Below are 24,337 nucleotides of genomic sequence, written 5' to 3'. Positions count from 1 at the left end.
ACGGGAGTGTAGGGGGGAGGGCGGCTGTGCGCAATCCCGTGTTTCGCTCCCCCTCCCGCAGGCGGGAGAGGGGGAAAACMAAGGCTCAGACCACCGTTGCCAGGGCCAGCGTCAGGCCCAGCGCCACCACCGAGATGATGGTTTCGCAGACCGACCAGGTCTTGAACGTCTGCGCCACGGACATGTTGAAGTACTCCTTCACCAGCCAGAAGCCGCCGTCGTTCACGTGCGAGAGGATCAGCGATCCGGCGCCMGTGGAGAGCACCAGCAGTTCCGGGCGGGTGCCCGGCACGCTGGCGGCGATCGGGGCGACGATGCCGGCGGCCGTGGTCATGGCCACCGTGGCCGAGCCCGTGGCGATACGGATCATCACCGCCACCAGCCAGCCCAGCACCAGCACGGACACGTGGGCGCTGGTCGCCACGTCCACGATGGACGTGGAGATGCCCGAGTCGCGCAGGATGCGGCCAAAGCCGCCGCCGGCGCCCACCACCAGCGTGATGATGGCCGTGGGGGCCACGCACTCGTTGGTGAACTTCAGGATCATCTCGCGGCTGAAGCCGCGTGCCTTGCCGAAGGTGTAGAAGCTCACCAGTGCGGCGATCAGCAGCGCCATCACCGAGTTGCCGATCAGCTTCAGGAAGTCGTTGGCGAAGGTCTTCGGCGTGGTGAACAGGTCGGCCCAGCTACCGATCAGCATCAGCATCACCKGCAGCAGGATGGTGAACACCGTGATGCCGAAGCTCGGCAGGGCGTGCGTGGCCTTGACGCCCTCGTCTTCCTCGGTGAACTGCGCGGCCAGCGGGTTCACATCGGGCAGCTTCACGTAGCGGTCCATCAGCTTGGCGAACAGCGGGCCGGCGATGGCGGCCGTGGGCACGCCCACGATCAGCGCGTACATGATGGTCTTGCCGATGTCGGCGCCATAGGCCGTCACGGCCAGCAGCGCAGCCGGGTGGGGCGGGATCAGCCCGTGCACCACGGACAGGCCGGCCACCATCGGAATGCCCACCAGCACCATCGAGGTACCGGTGCGCTTGGCCACGTTGAAGGCGATCGGCACCAGCAGCACGAAGCCGACCTCGAAGAACACCGGCAGGCCGACGATGAACGCGATGGTCACCATGGCCCAGTGCACGTTCTTCTCGCCGAAGAAGTCGATCAGCGTCAGCGCGATGCGCTCGGCGCCGCCCGACTCGGCCATCATCTTGCCGAGCATGGTGCCCAGCCCGATCACCAGCGCGATGTGGCCCAGCGTGCCGCCCACGCCGGCCTCGAACGACTTGATGATGTCGCCCATCGGCATGCCCACGGCAAAGCCGAGCGCGACGGACACTATCACCAGCGTGATGAACGGGTTGAGCTTGAACCTGGCGATCAGTATGACCAGCGCGATCACGGCGATCAGCGCATAAACCAGGAGTGTGGTTCCTGTTACGGCACCCATATTGTCTCCTTGCGCGGGTGCCGTCCGGAGGACGGTCCGCTTCCGCTATGAAAAGGCCGCTATTCCTGTGGGGCTTAGCGGCCGGGTTGATAAATCGGTTGGCTCACCGTGCGGGCTTATGCCGCGGTTTTCTTGTAGGCAATGCAGTCCACTTCGACCTTGCAGTCCACCACCATGCTGGACTGCACGCAGGCGCGGGCCGGCGGGTTGGCGCCGAAGTATTCCTTGAAGATCTTGTTGAACGAGGTGAAGTCGCGGGCGTCGTCCAGCCAGACGCCGCAGCGCACCACGTGCTCGGGGCCGTAGCCGGCCTCGGCCAGGATCGCYAGCACGTTCTTGATGGCCTGGTGGCTCTGCGCCACGATGCCGCCGTCGATCACCTCGCCGCCCACCATCGGCACCTGGCCGGATACGTAKAGCCAGCCGTCGGCGGCTACCGCGCGGGCGAACGGCATGTGCGAACCGCCCTGGCCCGTGCCGCCTTCCACGCCGAAACGCTTGATGTCCATGAAAACTCCTGTTTACTGAATGATGAAAGGGGTCAGGCCGTGGCGCGGGGGCCGCGCGGCAGGAAGCGGCCGGCGCGCACGCCGGTGGCCTCGCGCTGCTGCCACGACAGCTCGCCGTTGACCCAGACCGCCGCGATGCCCTCGGCGGGCTGCATGGGGTCGGTGAAGCTGGCGGCGTCCCGGATCGTGGCGGCGTCGAACAGGACCAGGTCGGCCCAGTAGCCTTCGCGCACGAAGCCGCGCCCGGTCAGCCCGAAGCGCTCGGCGGAGAGGCCGGTCATCTTGTTGACGGCCACGCTCAGCGGAAATAGCTCGCGGTCGCGCGCGTAGTGGCCCAGCACGCGCGGAAACGCGCCCCAGAGACGCGGGTGCGGCAGCGGGTCATTGGGCAGGCCGTCGGAGCCGACCACCGTGGCCGGATGGCGCAGGATGCGGTCCACATCGGCATCTTCCATGCAGTGGTAGACCGCGCCGGCCGGTTGCAGTCGCCGCGCGGCTTCCTCCAGATCGACATTCCACTCGGCGGCGATGTCGGCCAGCAGGCGGCCGCCCATGGCCGGGTGCGACTCCGACCACGTGACCTGGATGTCGAAATCGCTGGTCACCTGCTTGAGGTCGAGCGTGGACGAGCTGGCCGTGTACGGATAGCAGTCGCAGCCCACCGGCTGCCAGCGCTGGGCGCCTTCCAGCGCGTCCAGCACCTCGCCGCTGCGGCCCCAGTTGGGCACGCCGGCGCATTTCAGGTGCGAGATKACCACCGGCACGCGCGCATGGCGGCCGATGCGGAAGGCTTCGTCCATGGCGTCGAGGATCTCGGCGAACTCGCTGCGCAGGTGGGTGGCGTAGAGCGCGCCGGCGTCCGCGAGCGGCTCCGCCAGGGCGAGGACTTCCTCGGTCGGCGCGCAGAAGGCGTTGGCGTAGGCCAGCCCGGTGGAGAGGCMCAGGGCGCCGTGGGTCAGGGCTTCCTCCAACTGCGCGCGCATCGCGGCGGTCTCGTCGGGGGTGGCGGCGCGGTCGAGCCGGTCCATATGGTTGCTGCGCAGGGCCGTGTGGCCGACCAGCGCGGCCACATTGACGGCCGGCTGCGCCGCGTTGACGGCCTCGACATAGGCCTGGAAGCTCGGGTAGCGAAACGCCTCGGCGCGGCCCAGCAGGTTCATCGGATCGGGCGGCTCACCCGCCAGCGTGACCGGCGCCGCGCTGATGCCGCAGTTGCCGACGATCACCGTCGTCACGCCCTGCGAGATCTTCGGCGTCATCTCGGGCTGGCGGACTACGTTGGTGTCGTCGTGCGTGTGGACGTCGATAAAGCCGGGCGAGAGCACCATCCCGTGGCCTTCCACCACGTGGGAGGCGGTGTCCGGGTCGATGGCGCCGGGGGCGTCGATGCGCGTGATGCGGCCGTCGCGGATGCCCACGTCGGCCAGCCGGGGCGCGGCGCCCGAGCCGTCGATCAGGCTCACGAGGCGGATCAGGGTGTCGAACAGGTGTGGCATGGTCAGTCTCCCAGCGGCTGGCGGCTGTMCGGCCCGTCGCTGTCCTGGCTCACGCCGCGGTGGGCGTCGAGCACGTATTTGAGGCGGCGCAGCTTCTMGGCACTCTGTTCCTGCGTCAGCAGGGCCAGGCGCGTGGCGAGCACGTCGAGCACCAGCAGCATTGCGTAGCGCGAGGCCGATGGCTTGAAGATGAAATCCGTCTCCAGCGAGCGCACGGGCAGCAGCACATCGGCACGCGCCGCCAGCGGCGAACCGAGCGCCGTCACAGCGATCAGCCGGGCGCCGTACTCGCGCGCGATGTCGCAACTGGCCAGCATCTCGGGCATGTTGCCGCTCGCCGAGAACGCCAGGACCACGTCGTCGCGCGTCAGCGTGGCCGCCACCATCTTCTGGAGGACCGCGTCCTGATACGAGGCCACGGGGTGGCCGAGCCGCGCCAGCCGGTAGCGCGCCTCGTCGGCCATGAACGTCGAGCCGCCACCCATGCCAAAAGCGTAGACCATGCGCGCGTCCAGCAACAGCCGCGCGGCAATGCCGATGCGTTCCGGGTCGATCAGCTTGCGATTGACCTCCAGCGTGTTGATGACATCGGCGTGAATGCTTTCTGCCAGCGAGGCGGGCGCCCCGGGCTCCGCCAGCGGCACCGGCTGCAGGAAGCGCGAGCCTACGGCGGTGGCCTGGGCCAGCCGCAGCTTCAGGTCGCGCACATCGCGGCAGCCGATGGCCTTGGCGAAGCGCGTGACACTGGCCTCGCTCACCGCCGCCTTGCGCGCCAGTTCATTGATGCTGGCCGCCGCCGCGCCGGCCAGGTCTTCCAGGATCACCTGGGCGACCTTCTGCTCGGCCAGACGCAGCGCGGGGCCACGTTCGGCAATGCGGGTCAGGATGTCGAAAGGCGCGGTCATGGCGGGCGGATGCGCGTCCCCCGGCAGGGCTGTCGGGCGAGGCATGTTACTTTATAACAAGGATGAAATATCGTAGTTTCAAGGCTATGATTACGTCAATCAGAATTTTTGCGGGGTGATGACAGCATGCGTGAGACAAAGTATCAGGGTGAATACCAAGCCGGAATCATCGATCCGCTGAACAAGGCGCTGGGCCGGATGGACACCCCGCTGGCCCCCGCAAACGCCAGCCAGGTCGGCTGGAACCTGTTGTCGGAGGACCTGAGCCTGCCCGCAGCTGTGCTCTATGAGGAACGTCTCGCGCACAACCTCACATGGATGCGCCGCTTCATGGGTGAATACGGGGTGCAGCTGGCGCCGCATGGCAAGACCACCATGGCGCCCAAGCTGTTCGCGCGACAGTTGCAGGAGGGTGCCTGGGGCATCACCCTGGCCACCGCGCACCAGACCGCAGCCGCCGCCGCGCATGGTGTGAAACGCGTGCTGATGGCCAACCAGCTGGTTGGCCGCCGCAATATGGAGATTGTGGCGGACCTGCTGCGCGATCCTTCCTTCGAATTCTTCTCGCTCGTCGATTCAGCGGATCTCGTCGATCAGCTCGGCGCGTTTTTCCGTGCGCGCGGCCAGAAGCTGCAAGTATTGGTGGAACTGGGCGTGGAGGGTGGCCGTACTGGCGTGCGTGACGCCGCCCAGCAGCAGGCCGTGATGGACGCGTTGGCGCGCTGGCCCGACGCGCTCGCGCTGGCCGGCGTGGAAGTCTACGAAGGCGTGCTCCAGCAGGAGGCCGACATCCGCGCCTTCCTGCAGCGCACTGTGGCCGTGACGCGCCAGCTGGCCGCCGAAGGCCGCTTCAGCCGCAGCCCAGTGGTCATGTCGGGCGCGGGCTCGGCCTGGTATGACGTGGTGGCCGAGGAGTTCTCGCGGGCCGACATCGGCGCCCCCATCGACATCGTGCTGCGTCCCGGCTGCTACCTGACCCACGACGTGGGCATCTACCGTGCCGCGCAGACGCGCATCCTGGCCAACAACCCCGTGGCGCAGCAGATGCGCGAGGGGCTGCTGCCCGCGCTGCAGCTCTGGGCCTATGTGCAGTCGATTCCCGAGCCGACGCGCGCGATCATCGGCATGGGCAAGCGCGATGCCGCGTTCGACGCCGGCATGCCGATTCCCGCGCGCCTGTACCGGCCCGGCACGGACGCCCCGGTGGACACCCCGGGGCACTGGCAGGTGACCGGCATGATGGACCAGCATGCCTATTTGCAGATTCAGGCTGGCGACGATGTGCGCGTCGGGGATATGATTGCCTTCGACATCTCGCATCCCTGCCTGACGTTCGACAAGTGGCGGCACATCCCCGTGCTGGACGGCCAGTTGCGCGTCATCGACATCGTGCAGACGTTCTTCTGAGGGAGACCCTGCGACATGAGCATCGACATTCTTGCCTACGGCGAGCCGCTGGTGGAATTCAACCAGCAGCCCGACGACGCCAGCCGCTACCTGCAGGGCTTTGGCGGCGATACCTCGAACTTCTGCATCGCCGCCGCGCGGCAGGGCGCCACCACCGGCTACATCAGCGCGGTGGGCGCCGACAGCTTCGGCGAGCGCCTGCTGGCCCTCTGGACTACCGAGCGCGTGGATACGCGGCACGTCAGCGTGAATGCGGCGGCGCCCACGGGCGTCTATTTCGTCTCGCACGACAGCCACGGCCATCGTTTCGACTACCTGCGCGAGGGCTCGGCCGCGAGCCGCTATCACCATGACCAATTGCCGCTGGCGGCGATTGCCCAGGCGCGCTTCCTGCACCTGTCCGGCATCAGCCTGGCCATCAGCACCAGCGCCTGCGACGCCGGGCTGGCCGCGATGGAGCACGCGCGCAAGGGCGGCACGCAGGTGTCGCTCGATACCAACCTGCGGCTGCGGCTGTGGTCGCTGGCCCGCGCGCGCGGCATCATGCGCGAGGCGTTTTCGCTGACCGACGTCTGCCTGCCGAGCTGGGACGACATTACCGTGCTCACGGGGCTGGACGACCGCGATGCCATCGTCGATTACCTGCTCGGCTGCGGCATCGGGCTGGTGGCGCTGAAGCTGGGCGAGGAGGGCAGCTACGTGGCCACGCCCGAGGCGCGCTCGCTGGTGCCGCCGTACCCGGTGCGGCCGCTCGACGCCACCGGCGCGGGCGATTGCTTCGGCGGGAGCTTCATCGCCCGGCTGGCTGCGGGCGCGGATCCGTTCGATGCCGCGCGCTACGCCAACGTGGCGGCTGCGCTGTCCACTACGGGCTACGGCGCGGTCGCGCCGATCCCGCGCGCCGATACCGTGCAGGCGCGCCTGGAACAATCCGTGTCGGTGATTGCCTGACTGGAATCAGACGGGCGTGCTTCGCCCCCCATATTTGCCACCCAACATCGGGACTGTCATGCCAAATCAACCTTCCCCGCTGCTAGAACGACTCGTCAATGTGCCGGTGATTCCGGTGCTGGAATACCACTCGGTGGACGACGCGCTGCACGTCAGCGAGGCGCTCGTCGCCGGCGGCCTGCCGCTGCTGGAGATCACGCTGCGCACGCCGGTCGCCCTGGAGGCCATCCAGGCCGTGGCCAAGGCGCTGCCGCAGGCCGTGGTGGGTGCCGGCACGGTGCTGACCGTGGAACAGCTTCACGCCGTACGCGACGCCGGCGCCCAGTTCGCGGTCTCGCCCGGCCTGACGCGCAAGCTGGCCGATGGCGCGCAAGGCGCGGGCATCACGCTGTTGCCGGGCGTAGCGACTGCCAGCGAGGCCATGGCGGCGCTGGAATCCGGCTTCACCTTCCTGAAGTTCTTCCCGGCCGAGGCAGCCGGCGGCGTGCCGATGCTGAAGTCGCTGTACGGGCCGCTGGCGCAGCTCAAGTTCTGCCCGACCGGCGGGATCGACCTCATCAAGGCCCAGCACTACCTGGCGCTGCCGAACGTGGTGTGCGTGGGCGGCTCGTGGGTCGTGCCCAAGGACGCCGTGGCCGCCAAGGACTGGGGCCGCATCCGCAAGCTGGCCGAGGAAGCCGCACGGCTCTGCAAGGGCTGATCGCCCGACCGCTGGAAAGCGGGGAGTAAAAACTACAAAGCCGACCGGGAATTCATTCCCGGTCGGCTTTTTTAGTCCTCGGAGCGCCCGCTACGGCGCCTCGGCTGGAGAGCGTTTACTTCGCCTTTTCAGCGGAGTTCTCGAGTTTCTGACCGCCCTTCTGCACGTCCTGGCCGACGCCGGCCATGGTGTTGCAACCTGCCAGCAGGGTGGCACACAGTACGCACCAGATCCATCCTTTTTTCACGAGTGGCTCCTTTAGGGATAGTGAGAAGTGGGCACATTCTACCGTCGCCCCAACCGATCTCGATGCAGGATGTGTGCCAATTTGTAAGTAGGAAAACGCTGACAAACGGCTACAAACGGCTGACAAACAGGCCCTCCGGCACCGTGCCCGATCAAGGGCGAAGGCCGGGGCCGAGCAGTTGCCGCGCGCGGTCCACGATGGCCGCGTGGGTCTGCGCCAGCCAGTGCGCGGGGAAGGGCTGGGCGAGCAGATAGCCCTGGACGCTGTCGCAGCCCCAGTCGCGCACGGCCTCCAACTGGGTGCGCGTCTCCACGCCCTTGGCACAGACCGGTACGCCATGCGCGTGGGCCAGCACGCACGCCGCGCGCAGGTGGGCGGCGATGTCGCCGCTGCGGGTAGCGTGCCCCAGATGGCGCGCATCGAGCGTGACCACATCGGGCCGGGTGATTTCCAGTGCGCGCAGGCTTGCTGCGTTGTCGGTGAAGTCACTGAGCGCCATGCCGATGCCGGTGTCATGCAGCAGCGTAGCCTTGTGGGCGGTCTCCGGACTGTCCGGCACGATGCTCACCGGCACCTCCACACACAGCCGGCCGGGGCCCACGCCGTAGGCCTCGACGGCCCGGCGCAGCATGTCGATGCTGCCGGGCGACTGCAACTGCGAGCTTGACGCCAGCAGCGTGAAGGGCACCGGCGCCACGGTCTCCGTGGCCCGCATCAGGGGCAGCAGTTGCTGAAGAATCCATTGCCCCATCTCGTCCATCATGCCGAGTGCCTCGACGGCGGGCAGGAAGTCGTGCGGCGCAATGCGGCCCAGCACCGCGTGCTGCCAGCGCAGCCGCACCGTGTAGGCGACGATCTCGGCGGTGGATAGTAACGCGCGKGGCTGCAGATGCAGGCTCAGTTCGCCCCGGGCGATGGCATGGGGCAGGGCGGCGAGCAGCGGTGCCATGCGCGGGGGCGTGGGCAGGCTGGCGCGGCCAACGCCGTCGCCGCCGCGCCGGTTGATCTGCAGCATGGCGTCGAAGGCCTGCTGCAGGTTGCGTTCGGTGGCGCTGTCGGGGTGATCCATCGCCGCGCCGATGCTGCACGACAGAAACAATTCGAAACCATCGACCAGATAGGGCCGGCCCAGCACGGCTGCAATCGTCATGCTCAGGCAGCCGGGGTCGTCCGTGCCCTCGGGGAGCAGGCAGGCAACGCCGAGATCGGCCGGGCCCAGCCATTGCATCACGGCCGGCATGGTGGCGAGGCTGGCCACCCGCGACTTGACCTCTGCGCGCAGCAGATTGGCGCGCGCCGGACCGAGGGTGTCGCAGGCATGCTGGAAGCGGTCGAGGCGGATGACCAGCACGGCCAGAGGATGGGCCGTGCCGACCTGCGCGCGATGTTCGTCCAGCGCGGCAATGAACACCGCCGGCTGGGCCGCGMGGTTGCCGTCCATGGCTGGTGGCGTGTCGTGAGTGTCCGCGCTCATCAGTGACTCGCGGCGCCGTAGAGGCCGTGGCAGACATCAGCCACCGGCAATACCCGTTTTGCGTTCCCGTTCATGCATTCCATCTTTCGGGGCGCTCTGCTGGCGCCGCTCGATTTTGTTAGCGACTGCGTGGTACTGCGGATGCTGCAAGGCAGATCATACGGCAGCCGCGTAGAACTAGGAGAACGGCTAGGCCCACGTGCACAGTGCGTAACAGCGATGTTTGATTCTGCACAACGAATCGCATGTCGCTACAAAAGTCGTCTTGACCAGTGAGCAGGAATCGCGTTAGGGCGCGGGCAATAAAAAACGGACGCATAAGCGTCCGTTTCGGGGTGAGGCGGGCAGGGCGGTCAGCCGGTGGTTTCGGGCTCCGGGCCGTCCTCGGGCGGCACCTGGGAGGCCAGCACCTTGTCGATACGCTTGCCGTCCATGTCGATGATCTCGAACTTCCAGTCGCCCCATTGCACGCTGTCGGTGGTCTGCGGCAGGCGGCCGAGCAGCAAGAGCAGCATGCCGGACAGCGTGTGGTAGCGCTCCTTGTCTTCCTCGGGCACGGCGCGCAGGCCCAGGCGGTCCTTGAATTCCGGCACCGGGATCATGCMGTCCAGCAGCCATGAGCCATCGTCGCGCTGCACGGCCCACTCGCCACCTGCCTCATCGGGCTTGAACTCGCCGGTAATCGCCTCGATCAGGTCCTGCAGCGTGACCAGACCCAGCACCTCGCCGTACTCGTCGATCACGAAGGCGATCTGGCCGCCGGAGGCGCGGAAGTTCTCGAGCAGCTCCATGCCGGTGACGCTTTCCGGCACGAACACGGCCGGCTGGAGCACCGCGGTCAGTTCGGCACGCTCGCCACGGAGGCGGCGGGCCAGCAACTGACGCGCGCTGACCACGCCCAGAATGTCGTGCATGCCACCCCGCACCACGGGGAAGCGCGAGTGGTCCGATTCCTCGATCCGGCGCAGGTTCTCTTCTTCGGAGAGGCCGGCGTCCAGGTAGACCACATCGCCGCGCGGCACCATCAGCGAGGCCAACTGGCGATCATCGAGCCGGAACACGTTGCGCACCATCGTGTGCTCGTGACGTTCGATGACGCCTGCCTCCGAGCCTTCCACCAGCAGCGCGTGGATTTCTTCCTCGGTCACGGCCGGGCCGCGATCGGTCTTGACACCGAGCAGCCGCAGCACGAGCCGCGTGGAGCCGCCCAGCAGCTTGACGAATGGCGTGGACGCCGTGGCGAGGAACGAGATCGGGCGCGCCACCGCGCGCGCGATGGCCTCGGGCGCCAGCTGGCCGAGCCGTTTGGGCACCAGTTCGCCAAGGACGATCGAGAAATAGGTCAGGCCGGCCACCACGATGGCCGTGGCGGTATAGCCGGCGGTCGTCGGCGACAGGCCCAGGCCCGCGAGCCATTCGCCGAGCGGCGCCGCCAGCGTGGATTCCCCGACCACGCCGTTCAGCACGCCGATGGAAGTAATGCCGATCTGGACGGTGGACAGGAACCGCGTGGGGTCCTMTCCGAGCTTGACGGCCTCTATCGCGCCACGGTCGCCGTTCTCGATCTGCCGCTGCAACCGGGCCTTGCGGGCCGTGACGAGTGCGATCTCGGACATGGCGAACAGGCCGTTAACCAGAATGAGCGCCAGTAATATGGCTATTTCCATCAGGGTGCGCGCCCTATGCGCGCGGGAATTGAAAAGTCAAAGCATACCATCGGCATGTGACCGGACCACTGCGCGGTGGCGCACACGTCACAAGAAAATGGCCCGTCCGGTGGACGGTCTTGCACGGCAGCGCAAGCACGGATCATGCCGTCAGCGGCTGGATGTCCCGCTCGATCTTCTCGCCGGCCTTCTCCTGGGCGATGCGCAGGTCGTACGCCGCCTGGAGATTGGCCCAGAACTGTGGCGTCGTGCCGAAGTAGCGGGCGAGCCGCAACGCGGTTTCGGGCGAGATGGCGCGGCGCCCGCGCACGACGTCGTTGATGCGCGGCGCGGGCACGCGCAGGGCAATCGCCAGCGCATTGGCCGAGAGCCCGTGCGGGGCCATGAAGTCCTGGCGCAGGATCTCGCCCGGGTGCACCGGCGCGAGGGGCTCGCCCGTTTCGACGTCCCTGGCATCGAGGCGCGGCAGGTCTTCACGCGTGATGGTCATGCTGGCTCCGGTTGTCGGTGATAGTCCGCAATGTCGACGTCCCATGCTTCGCCGTTCTGAAAACGGAAGCAGATGCGCCACTGGTTGTGAATMTGGATGCTCCATTGGCCCCGCCGCGCGCCACGCAGGGGTTCCAGCCGGTTCGCCGGCGGGGCCTGCATGTCGACCAGCGATGCCGCCGCGTCCAGCAGCCCGAGTTTCCTGAACGCCGTGGCCTGAATATGCCGTGGCAGGGTGTTGACGTACCGGCCGCAGAACAGGGCCGCCGTGGCTTTATTGGCGAACGTCCGGATCATGGATGTCGATGGTATAACGTATTGCATTAAATGGCCAGCATCTAGGATGAGGGTGAACCGTCATCCTAGAAAGCCGCGCGCCATTGCGACATGGGACGAATCTGAAACCTGTGAATCACGATGATTACCTGCGAGGGAATCGTCACGCTTCCCGGCCCATGCTGTAATACCCGCCATGGAATCCCTCACGCCCGGCTCCGAAGCCGCTCTCGATTTCCCCGCCCTGCTGCGCTACTGGCGCGGCAAGCGCGGTTACAGCCAGCTCGCGCTGTCGCTCGCGGCCGGTGTATCGCAGCGCCATATCAGTTTTCTGGAGTCGGGCCGGGCGCGGCCCAGTCGCGAGATGGTGCTGGCGCTGGCAGACCGCCTCGCCGTGCCGCTGCGGCAGCGGAACCGTTTGCTGCTGGCGAGCGGCTTCGCGCCGGCCTATAGCGAACACGCGCTGGCGGCGCCGCCCTTGCACATGGTGCGGCAGGCCATTGCGCTGATCCTCAGCAAGCAGGAGCCCTATCCCGCCGTGGTGCTGGACCGGTTCTGGAATCTGGTGGACGCCAACACCGCGTACCGGCGCATGTTCGGCACGCTGCTGGCGGGGCGCCGGCCCGCTTCGCTCGATGAGGACGGCCGGMGCATCAACCTGATGCTGACCGTGTTCGACCCGGACGGCCTCTGGCCGATGATCGAGAACGCGCAGCAGGTGGGCCGCTACCTCGTGCGCCGGGTCTGGCAGGCGTTGCAGGCGCAGGCGCACGATGAGGTGGCGCGTGAGATGTTTCGCCGCATCGCCGCATGGCATCCAGACATGGTGGGGCCCGGCGGCGAGCTGCTGGCGGATGAGGATGACCCCGAGGCGGACGGCGCGCCGCCGCCGGTCTTGCCCGTGATCGTCCAGGCTGGACGGTTCCGCGCGTCGCTGTTCTCCACCCTGACCACGCTGGGCATTCMGCAGGACGTCACGCTGGAAGAGTTGCGCATCGAGTGCTTCTTCCCGGCCGACGAGGCCACCCGCGACCTGTTTGAGTCCCTGGCCGGCACTCCCGCGCCCGAGCGCGCGCTCGAGTCGTAGTTCAGCCAGAATCGCACGCTCGTGCTAACATCGCCGGGCCGTTGTGGCAGTGCGGAAAACGCCTGCCGCCACGGCGTCGTTACGTCTTCAGGGCGGGGTGAAAGTCCCCACCGGCGGTATGTTGCCAGCGTCGTGCATCGATGACGCGAGGCAGCGAGCCCGCGAGCGCCCGCATTCCCGTGCGGGGTCAGCAGACCTGGTGAGAGGCCAGGGCCGACGGTCAGAGTCCGGATGAAAGAAGATGGGCGAAAATCCGCAAGCCGGCCTTGCGCGCGTGGACACGTCCGCCCGCGCGGCGGAGCGTCGTCGTATTTTTGCGGGTTTTCGCTGATCCACCCTGAAACGCCCACTGATCCCTATATATGGAGCGTTTCAATGCTGCACCACACCGAAGTCAATCTCCCGAACGTTAATTCTGGCGCCAACCTTGCMATCGCCGATGCCGATCCGCGCCCGCTGGCCGAGCGCATCGCGCACGCGCTCGAGGCCATGCGTGAGGGCCGTCCCGTCGTGCTGCTCGATGACGACGACCGCGAGAACGAGGCGGACCTGATCCTGTCCGCCGAGCGCCTGACTACGGCCAATATGGCGATGATGATCCGCGAATGCAGCGGCATCGTCTGCCTGTGCCTGACCGAGACCAAGGTCCGCGAACTCGGCCTGCGCCCGATGGTGGAGAACAACCTCAGCCAATACGGCACCGCCTTCACCGTCTCCATCGAGGCGCGCGAGGGCGTGACCACTGGCGTGAGCGCCGCCGACCGCATCACCACCATCCGCGCGGCCATTGCCGAGGATGCCGGCACGGACGCCGTGGTCAGCCCCGGCCACGTGTTCCCGCTCGTGGCCCGCGACGGCGGCGTGCTGGTGCGGCGCGGCCATACCGAAGGTTCGGTGGACCTCGCGCGGATGGCGGGACTGTCGCCGGCGGCGGTGCTCTGCGAGCTGATGAATCCGGACGGCACCATGGCGCGCCGCCCCGAGGCGCTGGCGTTTGCCGAGATGTACCAGTTGCCGGTGCTGACCATCGAAGACCTCGCCGCCTGGCGTGAAATCAACGGCTGAGGGAGCCCGGAAGGGCGCCTCAGGCGCCTTCGGCCCGGCGCGATGACGCAATCTGATGCAGTTTCATCGCGCCAAACGGGCGAATAGGCAGCCTCGCTGTGCGACAATGCGGGCTGCTTTTTTCCCGTCATGACGAGGGCTTCCCGATGTCTGTTCGCGCGTTCCTCCCGCATTTTTCGCGATTTCCCCGATTTCTCGCACGCCTGACCGTCCTGGCCGGCGCGTGCTTCTGCCTGACCGCCCACGCCGGCGGGCAGGCCGATCCCGCCCCGCCGGACCCCCAACGCTGGGTGCCGATGGTGGGCGCCACCGGCATGACCTCCTACTTCGATCAGACCGCCGTGCGCCGTCGCGGCCCCGAGGTGGGCGTCGTGCTGATGCATAACGCCCCAACGGGCGGCGTGATCCGCACCGCCAGCGGCGACGCCATTCGCTCGTCGCTGAAGCGGATGGTGCTGAATTGCGCCACGTCGATGTTCGCGGTGGTGGAGCAGACCCTCTACAGCAAGCGCTACGCGCGCGGCGAATCGCTATATACGATCCGCGCCCCGCAGACGGGCATGCCCCAGCCGATTGCCTCCGGCACCCTCGCCGGGGAGCTGATGAGCCGGCTCTGCCGCTGAGGCCAACCGCCACGGGCTAAGGCCGCTCGTCAATAGCGGTCCCGTTTTCCGCCGCGACACGCTATGCTTCGCCTCACGTCCACACGAGGGGGCAGGCATGGCGCACGCATGGCGGCAGGTGGCATGGTTCTGGCTGACGACTATTGGACTGGTCGGCATCTTCTGTGGATGGGTGCACGCGGCGTCAGCGCCGGCCGCACCATCCTCTCCTCCGGCGGCCGCCACGGCCGCAGCCCAGTCCACGCCCGTGGAACTGCGGCTGATGAACCGGCCCGTCGCCACCCTGCGCGGCACCCTGGGCGGCGCCGGCCCCGCCACCCGCGCCGAGCGGGCCGAAACCACGTTCGACAACCTGAGCGAGTCAGAGCTGGGGCTGCCACTGAGCCAGTTGAGCGGCACGCTCGGCGATGTCAGCGGCGTGGCCTTCCGCCTTGGCGACCGCGTGCTCTTCGCCCTGGTCGAGGGCGATCTCGATCCTACCGATGGCCTGACGATCGAAGTGGCAGCCGCCCAGACGCGCGCGCGGCTCCAGGCCGTTATCGACGCCCGCCGGGCCCAGCTCTACTGGCCTAACCTGCTGCGCGGGGCCTTGTTGTCGCTGGGCAGCCTGGCGCTGATGGTCGGGTTGATCTGGGGCATTGGCCGCGCCCGCAGCCGCATGCGCGGCGCACTGCAACACGCGCTGGACGTTCATCTGCAACAGCGCAGCGGCAGCCAGTTCGACTGGACCGGCGCGGTCTACCAGCTCGTCAGCCGCATCGTCCAGATCCTGGCGGTGGGCTCGGTCATCGCGCTGGGCTTCCTCTGGCTCCAGTTCGCGCTCGAGCAGTTTCCGCTGACCGAACCGCTCGGCGACCGCATGGGCGCCTTCTTCCTTGGCCTGCTGCGGCATATCGGCGTGTCGATCGTGGAGTCGATCCCGGGGCTGGTCACGGTGGTGGTCATCCTGCTGATCACCCGCGCGATCCAGCGGCTGGTCGGCAATATCTTTGTCGCCGTGCAGAAGGGGCAGATCACGGTGCCGGGCATGCACCCGGAAACGGCCGGCGCCACGCGGCGGCTGGCCAGCGTGCTGGTCTGGGCGCTCGGGTTCACCTTCGCCTATCCCTATATCCCCGGCTCTCAGAGCGACGTGTTCAAGGGCCTGTCCGTGCTGATCGGCTTCATGATCACGCTGGGCTCGGCCAATATCGTCAACCAGATCATGAGCGGGATGGTGGTGGTCTATTCGCGCGCGCTGCGCCGGGGGGACATGGTCAGCATTGGCGATACGGTGGGCACGGTGATCGGGCTGGACGCGCTGTCGGTCAAGGTCGTCAACCTGCGCAACGAGGAGGTGACGCTGCCGAACGCAGTGGTGGTGGGCAGCGCCATCCACAACTTMTCGCGTCATGGCGCCACGCGCGACCCTGGCACCGCCGAGCAGGGCGCGATGGTGTCCACTTCGGTCACCATCGGCTATGACACGCCGTGGCGGCAGGTCCACGCAATGCTGCTGGAAGCCGCCGCCCACGCCACCCACGTGGTGGCGGCGCCCACGCCGTTCGTGCTCCAGCGCGGGCTATCGGATTTCTACGTCGAATATGAGCTGTTCACGGCGATCGACAATCCGCGCAATCGCTTTTTTGCGCTGTCGGCACTGCACGCGGCCATCCAGGATGTGTTCAACACCCACGGCGTGCAGATCATGTCGCCCCATTTCATCGACCAGCCGGGCCAGAGCGTGGTGGTACCGCAGGCCCGCTGGTTCGAGGCGCCGGGCCATGCCGAGGTGGACCCGGCCGCGCACCCGCATCGCCGGGCCACGCGGCCGTGAGTGCAACCTCGGCCAGCTTCGGACTTACTCCGCCACGTGGCGGGCCTTCCAGGCGCCGTTGGACTGCTTGCAGAACCAGCCCGACCACGCTTCGGTGGCGCTGCCGCGCTGCAGTTCGGACTTCAGGCGCCGGCACTTTTGGCCCTTGTCTTCCTTGGTGGTGACGGGCGTGATGGTGCCGAGGATGGCGGCGCGCTTGCCGGCGCCCGGGTAGTTCCAGGTCACGCTTTCGTTGTCGGGGCCGCCGTCGAGGATCTTGCGCACGGTCTGTTGCAGCGAGGCGGCTTCCTTCTGGTTCAGCGTGCCGATGATGCTGCCGGACAGGTAGTTGTCGAAATAGGCGAGGGCGGGCTGGGCGGTGCCAAGCAGCAGGGCGCAGCCAAGGCTGGCGGCAAGCGCCAGTCGAAGATGGGAACGGCGAAGGGTACCCCGGGCGTGCATGACGATTCCTCGTGAGAATGGATGACGTGGCGATTGTAAGCGCGCCCACGCCGCTTGGGGGCATCGCGATGCTTCCCGAGACACTTGGCGCCCCGGTGCGGCGCAGCATCGCCTCCGCCGCAGTGCGGTTTGACACCGTGCCGCCGCTGACCTAGCGTGGATTGCCATGTGTCCGCGCAGCCATCCGGGCGCGGCACGGTCATGGGCCGGACGCTGGGGCGAACCCTGCCCATATCCCGGAAACGCTTGTCCCAAGCGGCTTTGGAGCTACCGCTTGAACATTTTGTTGCAAACGTTGCGCCAGCGAAACGTGACTTTTAAGTCTCGAATTGTTATGGTTTCGCATCGCAATGCAACAAATCCGTTACGGACCGGTCGATACCGATCCCGACTGAATCGGATCCGACGCCTGGTCCGTCTCTTGCTCTGGAGACGTGCGACCGACAGTCGGACGCACGCTGAAACGTCTGTTGAACACTTTCGATCCGCGCCGACGTGCCGGGTCGCCATCCATCCATTTTCCGGCCTTCATGACCGCAACCACCTCGCCGTTCCGCCCCATCCACGCCCCGACCGATGCGCCCGCGCGCCGCTTATCCGGGATGCTGGGAGGGCTGGGACGCTGGCTGGGGGGCGGGGTGCTGGCCGTGGCGGCGCTGTCCGCGCATGCGTTCGACTTCGAGACCGTGGCCGCCAAGGCGCGCCAGCTCTCGGGCGCGCCCTACAAGCCGGCGCCGCAGAACCTGCCCGCCGAGCTGAAGGACCTGAGCTACGAGCGCTATCGCGAGATCGAATACAAGCCGGAGCGCTTTGCCTGGCGCGGCGCGCGACTGCCGTTCGAGATTTCGTTCTACCACGAGGGCATGGTGTTCGATCAGCCCGTGCGCATCAACGAGGTGGTGGGCAACAGCGTGCGCGAGTTCCGCTTCGACCCGGGCGCGTTCAACTACGGCTCGCACAAGGTGGATGCGGCCAAGCTCAAGGGACTCGGCTTTGCCGGTTTCCGCCTGCTATACCCGCTGAACCAGGGCAAGCGCAAGGACGAACTGGCCTCGTTCCTGGGCGCCAGCTACTTCCGCGCGCTGGGCAAGGACCAGTGGTATGGCCTGTCGGCCCGCGGGCTGGCTGTGGACACGGCACTGAATTCGGGCGAGGAATTTCCGCGTTTCGTCGAATACTGGATCGAGCGGCCGTCCGCCAACGACAAGCAGGTGACGATCTACGCGCTGATGGATTCGCGCCGCATGAGCGGGGCGTACCGCTTCGTGATCAAGCCGGGCAACGAGACGGTGATGGAAGTGAAGTCGCGCCTGTTCCTGCGCGAAAACGTGACCAAGCTCGGTCTGGCCCCGCTGACCAGCATGTACCTGTATGGCGAAAACCAGCCGTCCGCCAATGCGGACTTCCGACCCGAGGTGCATGACTCGGACGGCCTGTCCGTGCAACTGGGTACCGGGGAGTGGGTCTGGCGCCCGCTGGTCAATCCCAAGCGGCTGCTGGTGACGTCGTTCGCGGCGACCAACCCGCAGGGCTACGGCCTGATGCAGCGCGACCGCACGTTCGACAATTACCAGGAGCTGGGCGCGTGGTACGAGCGCCGGCCAAGCGGCTGGGTGGAGCCCAAGGGCAACTGGGGCTCGGGCCGTGTGGAGTTGGTGCAGATTCCGACGCCGGACGAGACCAACGACAACATCGTGGCCTTCTGGGTGCCGGACAACCCGCCCAAGCCCAAGCAGGCCTTCGACTATGAATACCGCCTGAAATGGCAGAAGGATGGCGAGAACCTGCCGCCGCTGTCGTGGGTCACGCAGACCCGGCGCGGCCAGGGGCTGACCCGCAAGCAGGACGACACGAGTTTCTCGCTGACCGTGGATTTCGAAGGCCCGGCCTTCAAGAAGCTGGCCGAGGATGCGCGGCTGGACCCCGTGATCTCGGCGGACGCCAACGGCGAACTGCTGAAGACCTCGGTCCGCCGCAACGAAGCCACGGGCGGCTGGCGCATGACGCTGTTCATGCGCCGCAAGGACGAGACAAAGCCGGTTGAGTTGCGCGGCTATCTTCGCAACGGCAATACAACCCTATCCGAGACATGGAGCTACATCATTCCCCCCGGCTAAAGCATCGCCCGGCCCAGGCGGCAGCATGCGAGCGCTATGTCGACCGCCTGCCTGCCTCGCCCGAGCTGCGCAGCGAACTGCTGGCCGACACCCCCATGCCGCCGGTGACCTCCGTGCCCGCCGAGGGCATCGAGGTGCCTTCCGCAATGATCGAACTGCAGACCCGCCTGGCCCGCCGCGACCCCAAGGAGCGCGAGGGCGATGAGGCCGCTGTCACCGCCACGCCCGGCGGTCCGACCTACGCCTCGGTGCCGCGCCGCCTGACGATGGCCTACGGCAATCCGCAGGTGGACGGCGAGCCGCTGCTGCAGCGCCGCGACGATGGCACCGTGCGCGTGGATACCGGGCCGAAGCCCGAGCGCGCGTCGATGGTGCCGCGCCAGTGGCCACCCCATGTGGTGAGCGGCTGGCTGCGCAATACCTGGCGCAAGATGATGGGCCGCCCGCCCGTGCCCGAGACCTGGGACACCCTGCACGATGGCCCCGACGCCGAGGGCAAGTGGCATCCCGCCGGCTCGCATCGCCGCTGGTTCCTGCTGGGGCTGGTGGTTGCCCAGACCACAGTGGCCACGTACTTCATGGCCAAGGTGCTGCCGTACCACGGCGCCGATCCGCTCGAAGTGGCCATCCTGGCCCTGTTCGCGATCCTGTTCTCGTGGGTGTCCGCCGGGTTCTGGACGGCGATGATGGGCTTTCTGGTGCTGGCCAAGGGCGGCGACCGCCATCTGATCTCGCGCAGCGCCGCGCCGGACGCGCCAATCGATCCATCCGCCCGCACGGCGGTGATCATGCCGATTGCCAACGAGGACGTGACACGCGTCTTCGCCGGGCTGCGGGCGACGTATGAGTCGCTCGAACGTTCGGGCGACCTCGCCCACTTCGATTTCTTCGTCCTCTCTGACAGCGGCAACCCCGACCTGCGCACCGCCGAGCACGATGCCTGGATGGAAATCTGCCGCGCCGTGGGCGGCTTCGGCCGTATCTTCTACCGCTGGCGCCGCCATCGCGTGAAGCGCAAGACCGGCAATGTGGCCGACTTCTGCCGCCGCTGGGGCAGCAAGTATCGCTACATGATCGTGCTCGACGCCGACAGCGTGATGAGCGGCGAATGCCTGGGCACGCTGACGCGCCTGATGGAAGCCAACCCCGGCGCCGGGATCATCCAGACCGCGCCGCTGGCGGTGGGACGGGACACGCTCTATGCGCGGGTGCAGCAATTCTCGACGCGCGTCTACGGCCCGCTGTTCACGGCCGGCCTGCATTACTGGCAGCTCGGTGAGTCCCACTACTGGGGCCACAACGCGATCATCCGCATCAAGCCGTTCATGGAGCATTGCGCGCTGGCGCCGTTGCCGGGCAAGGGGCCGCTGTCGGGCGAGATCCTGTCGCACGACTTCGTCGAAGCCGCGCTGATGCGCCGGGCAGGGTGGGGCGTGTGGATTGCCTACGACCTGCCGGGCTCGTTCGAGGAACTGCCGCCGAACCTGCTGGATGAGGTGAAGCGCGACCGCCGCTGGTGCCAGGGCAACCTGATGAACTTCCGGCTCTGGATGAAGCAGGGTTTCCACATGGTGCACCGCGCCGTGTTCCTGACCGGGATCATGGCCTACCTGTCGGCGCCGCTCTGGTTCCTGTTCCTGCTGCTGTCCACCGCCGCGCTGGCCAAGCACGCGCTGGTGCCGCCCGAGTACTTCACGCAGCAATACCAGCTGTTCCCGACCTGGCCCGAGTGGCACCCGGAGAAGGCGCTCGCGCTGTTCTCGGCCACGGCCACGCTGCTGTTCCTGCCGAAGCTGGCCAGCGTGATCCTGCTGCTCAAGGACGCGCGGCAGTACGGCGGCCCGGTGCGGCTCATCGTCAGCATGCTGCTGGAAATGCTGATGTCGGCGCTGCTGGCACCCACGCGGATGCTGTTCCACACCAAGTTCGTGGTCGCGGCGTACAGCGGCTGGGGCATTTCGTGGAAGTCGCCCCCGCGCGAGGATGCCGAGACCTCCTGGGGTGAGGCGTTCCGCCGCCACGGCTGGCACACGGTGCTGGGCCTGGTCTGGGGCGCGGGCGTGTACTGGCTGAGCCCGGGCTTCATCTGGTGGCTGCTGCCGATTGTCGGTTCGCTGGCGCTCTCGATTCCGCTGTCGGTGCTGCTCTCGCGCGTGACGCTGGGCCGGGCCATGCGCCGCGCCGGGCTGTTCGTGATTCCCGAGGAAGCCAATGTGCCGCGCGAGATCGTGGAAACCCAGCAGCACGTGGAGGCGGCACAGGACGTGCCGGGCTTCGTCGACGCCGTGGTGGACCCGGTGACCAATGCGCTGATGTGCGCCACGGCCACCGCCCGCAAGGTGCAGCCCACGCCCACGCGCCTGCAGCATGGCACGCTGGTGCAGCATGCGCTGACGCATGGTCCGCAATCGCTGTCGGCGGCGCAGAAGCATGTGCTGCTCGGCGATCCGTTCGCACTCTCCAAGCTGCACGAACTGGTCTGGGGCTCGCCCCTGGCCGATGCAGCGTGGAAGGAGACGCGCGTGCTKATGCGCCGCGCCGCCAACGTGCTGCCGCTGCGGCCGCKCGCGGCCTGATCGACGACTCAAGCCGCGCGCAAAGTCAAAACGGCAGGTCAGCCTAGGGAAGGCTGACCTGCCGTTTTTTTCGTCCTGTCGTTTTAAACCGTTGTATCGGGGGAGGGGGGGTCTTATCTCAGGGCCGACACGCAGATCGGCGCATTGATATAGACATCGCCCACGCGGCGCTCGCCGCGGTCCTTGCGGGTCATGTAGCGGAACATCATGCTGACGCCAAGCTTGGTCAGAATTTCCACGTCGCGGTTGGCGCAGATGTTACGTTGCAGCGGCGCGGCGTAGTTGACCTCGAAGCTGGCCAGGTCAAGCATCGGCCCGCGATAGTTGGTCAACTCCAGCTGGAAGAGCACATGCTTGCCCGGCACCGACTGGCAGCGGCGCAGGCGCGTCTCGCCATCGATCTCGATCGGCAGGGCATCGTTGAGCTGGCGGCAGGCGCGGGCCAGCACGCCGTCGGGGCGGCTGGTGTTGCGGAGCAGTTCGGGAACGCCGGCGCCGCCGGTGTTCTGCCCGGTGGCGGCACCCTTGAGCATGCGCGACAAGGCGTCGGCTTCATCCACCACAGGCACGGGAGCGGGTGCCGGCGCGGAAGCCGTGACCGGCGCCCTGACCGGCGCTGCCCACACGGGCAACGGCGGCAGGGTTGCCAGGGCAACCAGGCTCAGCGAAACAATAATCGGCGTTTGTCGTATGGTCATGCGGGCTAGCGTTGCCGGGGACGGCTCCCGTGACCCGTCTCCCGCTGTGCGTCCGACTACGCGGTCGGCGCAACATCCGTGCCGACAGGCAGGCATTGTACCCTCCACCCCCGTGCATGCGAAAGCCACGCCACACCGAAAGCACGCTTTGTAACCTGTGCAACAATTGCGCCTTGTCTTCGGAACCGTTTCATGACTGCCAGCCCTCGCGCCTCCACATCTGCTCCACGTTTTCCCCTCTGGCTGTTGATCTGCGCGTCGCTGACCGCGTTGGCGCCCCTGTCCATCGACATGTATCTGCCGAGCTTTCCGGCGCTCGCGGCAGACCTCCACACCGAGATCGGGCAGGTGCAACTGACGCTGGGCACCTTCCTGGTCGGGCTGGCGATCGGGCAGGCGTTCTACGGTCCGATCAGCGACCGCTACGGCCGCAAGGCCCCCCTCTATATAGGACTGACGCTGTACGGCGCCGCCGCTGCCGGCTGCGCGCTGGCCGGTAGCGTGGAGTCCCTGATGCTGTGGCGCTTCCTGGAGGCGCTTGGCGGCTGCACCGGCCTGGTGGTGTCGCGCGCCGTGATCCGGGACCGGCTCGAGGCCAAGGATTCGGCGCGGGCGTTTTCTTCCTTGATGCTGGTGATGGGCCTGGCGCCGATCCTCGCGCCGCTGATCGGCGGGGCCGTCCTCTCTGCCCTGGGCTGGCGCGCGATTTTCTGGATCCATTGTGGCGCGGCCGTGCTGATCCTTTGGTTCGTTCACGCACGGATGGAGGAGTCGCTCGATCCGGCGCACCGCCGCACGCTGCACCCGGGCACCGTCTTGCGCAACTACTGGGAGCTGCTGCGCGACCGCGAATTCCTGGGCTACTCGCTGGCGGCGGGCTGCGTGCAGGCAGGCATGTTCGCCTATATCGCCGGTTCGCCGTTCGTGCTGATCGAGTTGCATGGCATCGACCCCTCGCACTATGGTTTCGTGTTCGGGGCGAACGCGTTCGGGCTGATCGCGATGTCCCAGATCAATACGCGCCTGGTGCGTGCGCGCTCGCTCGACGCCGTGCTGGGCATGGCCCTGTACGCGCCGCTGCTGGCCGGCCTGATGCTGGCCGTCGCGGCGCTGGCGGGCATGGCCGTGCTGCCGGTGCTGCTGGTCGGCTTCTTCGTCTTTCTGGCGGGTATGGGGTGCATCACGCCGAATGCGTCGGCGCTGGCGTTGGCGCACCAGAGCCATCGCGCGGGCACCGCGTCCGCGCTGATGGGCACGCTGCAGTTCGGATTCGGCACGCTGGCTGGCGCCGCCGTCAGCGTATGGCACGACGGTACCGCGCTGCCACTGGCCGTGGTGATGGCCGTGTGCGGCTGCAGCGCGGTCCTGCTGCGGCGCTACGGGCGGGCCGGCGCGGCCGTGCCCGCCTGATCAGGCGGCCTGGTTGGCGGGCGTCGCCGGCGCCATCGGCATGGCCGGCGCGGGCTGCATGACCACCATCTGCGCCGGCATCGGGGCGGCAAATCCGGCTTGGCCAAAACTCTCGCGAATCACGCGGTTGGTATCGAAATAGACCTGCCAGTAGTGATCGTTATGGCAGTAGGGCCGCACGGCGAGCACCGGGCCGACCAGCGTGAATTCGAGGATCTCCACGTCGACCGGCGGTTCCGCCAGGACGTTGGGAATCGCGCCGATGCGCTCCTTGAGCAGTGCCACGGCGGCCATCGCGTCGGTCGAGCCGGCCAACTGCGCCTTCAGTTCCACGCGCCGGTAGGCATTGGCGGTGAAATTCTGGATGGTGTCCGAGAAGATCTTGTTGTTGCCGACTACKGTCAGCACGTTGTCCGGCGTGTCGAGCGTGGTGGCGAACAGGCCGATCTCCCTGACTGTGCCGGTCACGCCGCCGATGGTCACGAAATCGCCCACCTTGAACGGCCGCAGCACCACGAGGAAGGCGCCGGCCGCGAAATTCGCCATCAGCCCCGACCACGCCATGCCGATGGCCACGCCAGCCGCCGCAATCAGCGCCGCGAAGGTGGTGGTCTGGATGCCGAAGTAGCCGAGGATACCGATCACCAGCACCACGTTGAGGGTGACGGTGACGATGGAGCCGACGTAGCGCAACAGCGTGGGGTCCACCTTCTGCCGGGCCAGCGAGTTCTGGACCAGCCGGACGACGAAATGGATCAGCCAGCGGCCGATCACCCAGAAGGCCAGCGCGGCCAGGATCTTGACGCCGAACACGGTGGCGTAACCGACGATCAGCTCGCGAAAGCTCTGCAACGAAGAGGTATCCATGGGGCATGCTCCTGTTAGGCAAGGGCATTATTGGCCTCGTCGCGGGCAAGTTCAAGTTAATAATTTCGC

At 67.3% G+C, this 24,337-nt stretch carries 22 protein-coding genes and 1 riboswitch; of the genes, 10 read left to right on the top strand and 12 right to left on the bottom strand.

The features are described 5' to 3' along the window. Positions 1-85: 85 nt before the first annotated feature. The 4 genes from AC1EJR_RS19920 to AC1EJR_RS19905 form a co-directional block, all read right to left on the bottom strand. A complete protein-coding gene (locus tag AC1EJR_RS19920; protein ID WP_477147448.1) occupies positions 86-1,447 on the bottom strand; it encodes a GntP family permease in 1,362 nt (453 codons plus the stop codon). A gap of 116 nt (positions 1,448-1,563) precedes the next feature. Next, the gene (locus AC1EJR_RS19915) at positions 1,564-1,956 is read right to left on the bottom strand and encodes a RidA family protein (protein ID WP_092296716.1); all 393 of its coding nucleotides are present in this window, start codon (positions 1,954-1,956) and stop codon (positions 1,564-1,566) included. Between the two features lie 32 nt (positions 1,957-1,988). Beyond that, positions 1,989-3,452, bottom strand: coding sequence for an N-acyl-D-amino-acid deacylase family protein (locus tag AC1EJR_RS19910; protein WP_477147447.1), 1,464 nt, complete (start codon positions 3,450-3,452; stop codon positions 1,989-1,991). A gap of 2 nt (positions 3,453-3,454) precedes the next feature. Next, on the bottom strand, positions 3,455-4,357 hold the full coding sequence (locus AC1EJR_RS19905) for a MurR/RpiR family transcriptional regulator (RefSeq protein ID WP_477147446.1): 903 nt from the start codon (positions 4,355-4,357) through the stop codon (positions 3,455-3,457). A gap of 126 nt (positions 4,358-4,483) precedes the next feature. On the opposite strand from AC1EJR_RS19905, the gene AC1EJR_RS19900 reads away from it, so the two are divergent. From AC1EJR_RS19900 to AC1EJR_RS19890, 3 genes are read left to right on the top strand one after another with little or no spacing between them, the layout of a single operon-like run. Next, positions 4,484-5,764, top strand: coding sequence for an amino acid deaminase (locus AC1EJR_RS19900; protein ID WP_477113482.1), 1,281 nt, complete (start codon positions 4,484-4,486; stop codon positions 5,762-5,764). Positions 5,765-5,779: 15 nt separating this feature from the next. Further along, positions 5,780-6,715, top strand: coding sequence for a sugar kinase (locus tag AC1EJR_RS19895; protein WP_441593269.1), 936 nt, complete (start codon positions 5,780-5,782; stop codon positions 6,713-6,715). A gap of 58 nt (positions 6,716-6,773) precedes the next feature. After that, positions 6,774-7,415 carry a bifunctional 4-hydroxy-2-oxoglutarate aldolase/2-dehydro-3-deoxy-phosphogluconate aldolase gene (locus AC1EJR_RS19890; protein ID WP_092296701.1) on the top strand — a complete coding sequence of 214 codons (642 nt, stop codon included), beginning with the start codon at positions 6,774-6,776 and terminating at the stop codon, positions 7,413-7,415. A gap of 115 nt (positions 7,416-7,530) precedes the next feature. Here AC1EJR_RS19890 and AC1EJR_RS19885 read toward each other — a convergent pair whose 3' ends face one another. The 5 genes from AC1EJR_RS19885 to AC1EJR_RS19865 all read right to left on the bottom strand — a co-directional run bounded on the left by AC1EJR_RS19885 (position 7,531) and on the right by AC1EJR_RS19865 (position 11,589). Further along, positions 7,531-7,662 carry an entericidin A/B family lipoprotein gene (locus tag AC1EJR_RS19885; RefSeq protein ID WP_092296698.1) on the bottom strand — a complete coding sequence of 44 codons (132 nt, stop codon included), beginning with the start codon at positions 7,660-7,662 and terminating at the stop codon, positions 7,531-7,533. A gap of 151 nt (positions 7,663-7,813) precedes the next feature. Continuing rightward, the gene (locus tag AC1EJR_RS19880; RefSeq protein WP_477147445.1) at positions 7,814-9,136 is read right to left on the bottom strand and encodes an EAL domain-containing protein; all 1,323 of its coding nucleotides are present in this window, start codon (positions 9,134-9,136) and stop codon (positions 7,814-7,816) included. 353 nt (positions 9,137-9,489) lie between these two features. Next, a complete protein-coding gene (locus AC1EJR_RS19875; RefSeq protein ID WP_477147444.1) occupies positions 9,490-10,803 on the bottom strand; it encodes a hemolysin family protein in 1,314 nt (437 codons plus the stop codon). Between the two features lie 142 nt (positions 10,804-10,945). Continuing rightward, positions 10,946-11,293: a HigA family addiction module antitoxin gene (locus tag AC1EJR_RS19870; protein ID WP_092296689.1), complete on the bottom strand. Its 348-nt coding sequence runs from the start codon at positions 11,291-11,293 to the stop codon at positions 10,946-10,948. Further along, positions 11,290-11,589: a type II toxin-antitoxin system RelE/ParE family toxin gene (locus AC1EJR_RS19865; protein WP_477147443.1), complete on the bottom strand. Its 300-nt coding sequence runs from the start codon at positions 11,587-11,589 to the stop codon at positions 11,290-11,292. Before AC1EJR_RS19865 ends, AC1EJR_RS19870 begins: the two co-directional genes overlap by 4 nt. Positions 11,590-11,764: 175 nt before the next feature. On the opposite strand from AC1EJR_RS19865, the gene AC1EJR_RS19860 reads away from it, so the two are divergent. From AC1EJR_RS19860 to AC1EJR_RS19845, 4 genes are all read left to right on the top strand, one after another. Further along, positions 11,765-12,655, top strand: a complete 891-nt coding sequence (locus AC1EJR_RS19860; protein WP_477147442.1) for a helix-turn-helix domain-containing protein — start codon at positions 11,765-11,767, stop codon at positions 12,653-12,655. Between the two features lie 79 nt (positions 12,656-12,734). Continuing rightward, positions 12,735-12,902, top strand: a riboswitch (FMN riboswitch). A 128-nt stretch (positions 12,903-13,030) separates the two neighbouring features. Continuing rightward, positions 13,031-13,720, top strand: coding sequence for a 3,4-dihydroxy-2-butanone-4-phosphate synthase (gene ribB / locus AC1EJR_RS19855; RefSeq protein WP_092296680.1), 690 nt, complete (start codon positions 13,031-13,033; stop codon positions 13,718-13,720). Between the two features lie 146 nt (positions 13,721-13,866). Further along, positions 13,867-14,343 (top strand): surface-adhesin E family protein, encoded by a 477-nt coding sequence (locus AC1EJR_RS19850; protein ID WP_092296677.1) that lies wholly within the window; start codon positions 13,867-13,869, stop codon positions 14,341-14,343. Positions 14,344-14,440: 97 nt separating this feature from the next. Beyond that, positions 14,441-16,159, top strand: coding sequence for a mechanosensitive ion channel family protein (locus AC1EJR_RS19845; RefSeq protein ID WP_477147441.1), 1,719 nt, complete (start codon positions 14,441-14,443; stop codon positions 16,157-16,159). 24 nt (positions 16,160-16,183) lie between these two features. Here the strand turns inward: AC1EJR_RS19845 and AC1EJR_RS19840 are convergent, their stop codons facing one another. Then, positions 16,184-16,600: an RT0821/Lpp0805 family surface protein gene (locus tag AC1EJR_RS19840; protein ID WP_092296671.1), complete on the bottom strand. Its 417-nt coding sequence runs from the start codon at positions 16,598-16,600 to the stop codon at positions 16,184-16,186. A gap of 602 nt (positions 16,601-17,202) precedes the next feature. On the opposite strand from AC1EJR_RS19840, the gene AC1EJR_RS19835 reads away from it, so the two are divergent. Further along, positions 17,203-18,717 (top strand): glucan biosynthesis protein G, encoded by a 1,515-nt coding sequence (locus AC1EJR_RS19835; protein WP_441593336.1) that lies wholly within the window; start codon positions 17,203-17,205, stop codon positions 18,715-18,717. After that, positions 18,690-21,293, top strand: coding sequence for a glucans biosynthesis glucosyltransferase MdoH (mdoH, locus tag AC1EJR_RS19830; protein ID WP_477147440.1), 2,604 nt, complete (start codon positions 18,690-18,692; stop codon positions 21,291-21,293). The genes AC1EJR_RS19835 and mdoH overlap by 28 nt, the downstream gene beginning before the upstream one ends. A 113-nt stretch (positions 21,294-21,406) precedes the next feature. On the opposite strand, the gene AC1EJR_RS19825 is transcribed toward mdoH, so the two are convergent. After that, positions 21,407-21,991 carry a hypothetical protein gene (locus AC1EJR_RS19825; RefSeq protein ID WP_477113483.1) on the bottom strand — a complete coding sequence of 195 codons (585 nt, stop codon included), beginning with the start codon at positions 21,989-21,991 and terminating at the stop codon, positions 21,407-21,409. 192 nt (positions 21,992-22,183) lie between these two features. Between AC1EJR_RS19825 and AC1EJR_RS19820 the strand changes: the two genes are divergently transcribed. Then, positions 22,184-23,401, top strand: a complete 1,218-nt coding sequence (locus AC1EJR_RS19820; protein WP_092296662.1) for a Bcr/CflA family multidrug efflux MFS transporter — start codon at positions 22,184-22,186, stop codon at positions 23,399-23,401. On the opposite strand, the gene AC1EJR_RS19815 is transcribed toward AC1EJR_RS19820, so the two are convergent. Beyond that, the gene (locus AC1EJR_RS19815) at positions 23,402-24,268 is read right to left on the bottom strand and encodes a mechanosensitive ion channel family protein (protein ID WP_092296659.1); all 867 of its coding nucleotides are present in this window, start codon (positions 24,266-24,268) and stop codon (positions 23,402-23,404) included. Between the last annotated feature and the right edge of the window lie 69 nt (positions 24,269-24,337).

Source organism: Cupriavidus sp. 05T42 (genome assembly GCF_056396345.1).
This window is presented reverse-complemented; position numbering and strand designations above follow the sequence as displayed.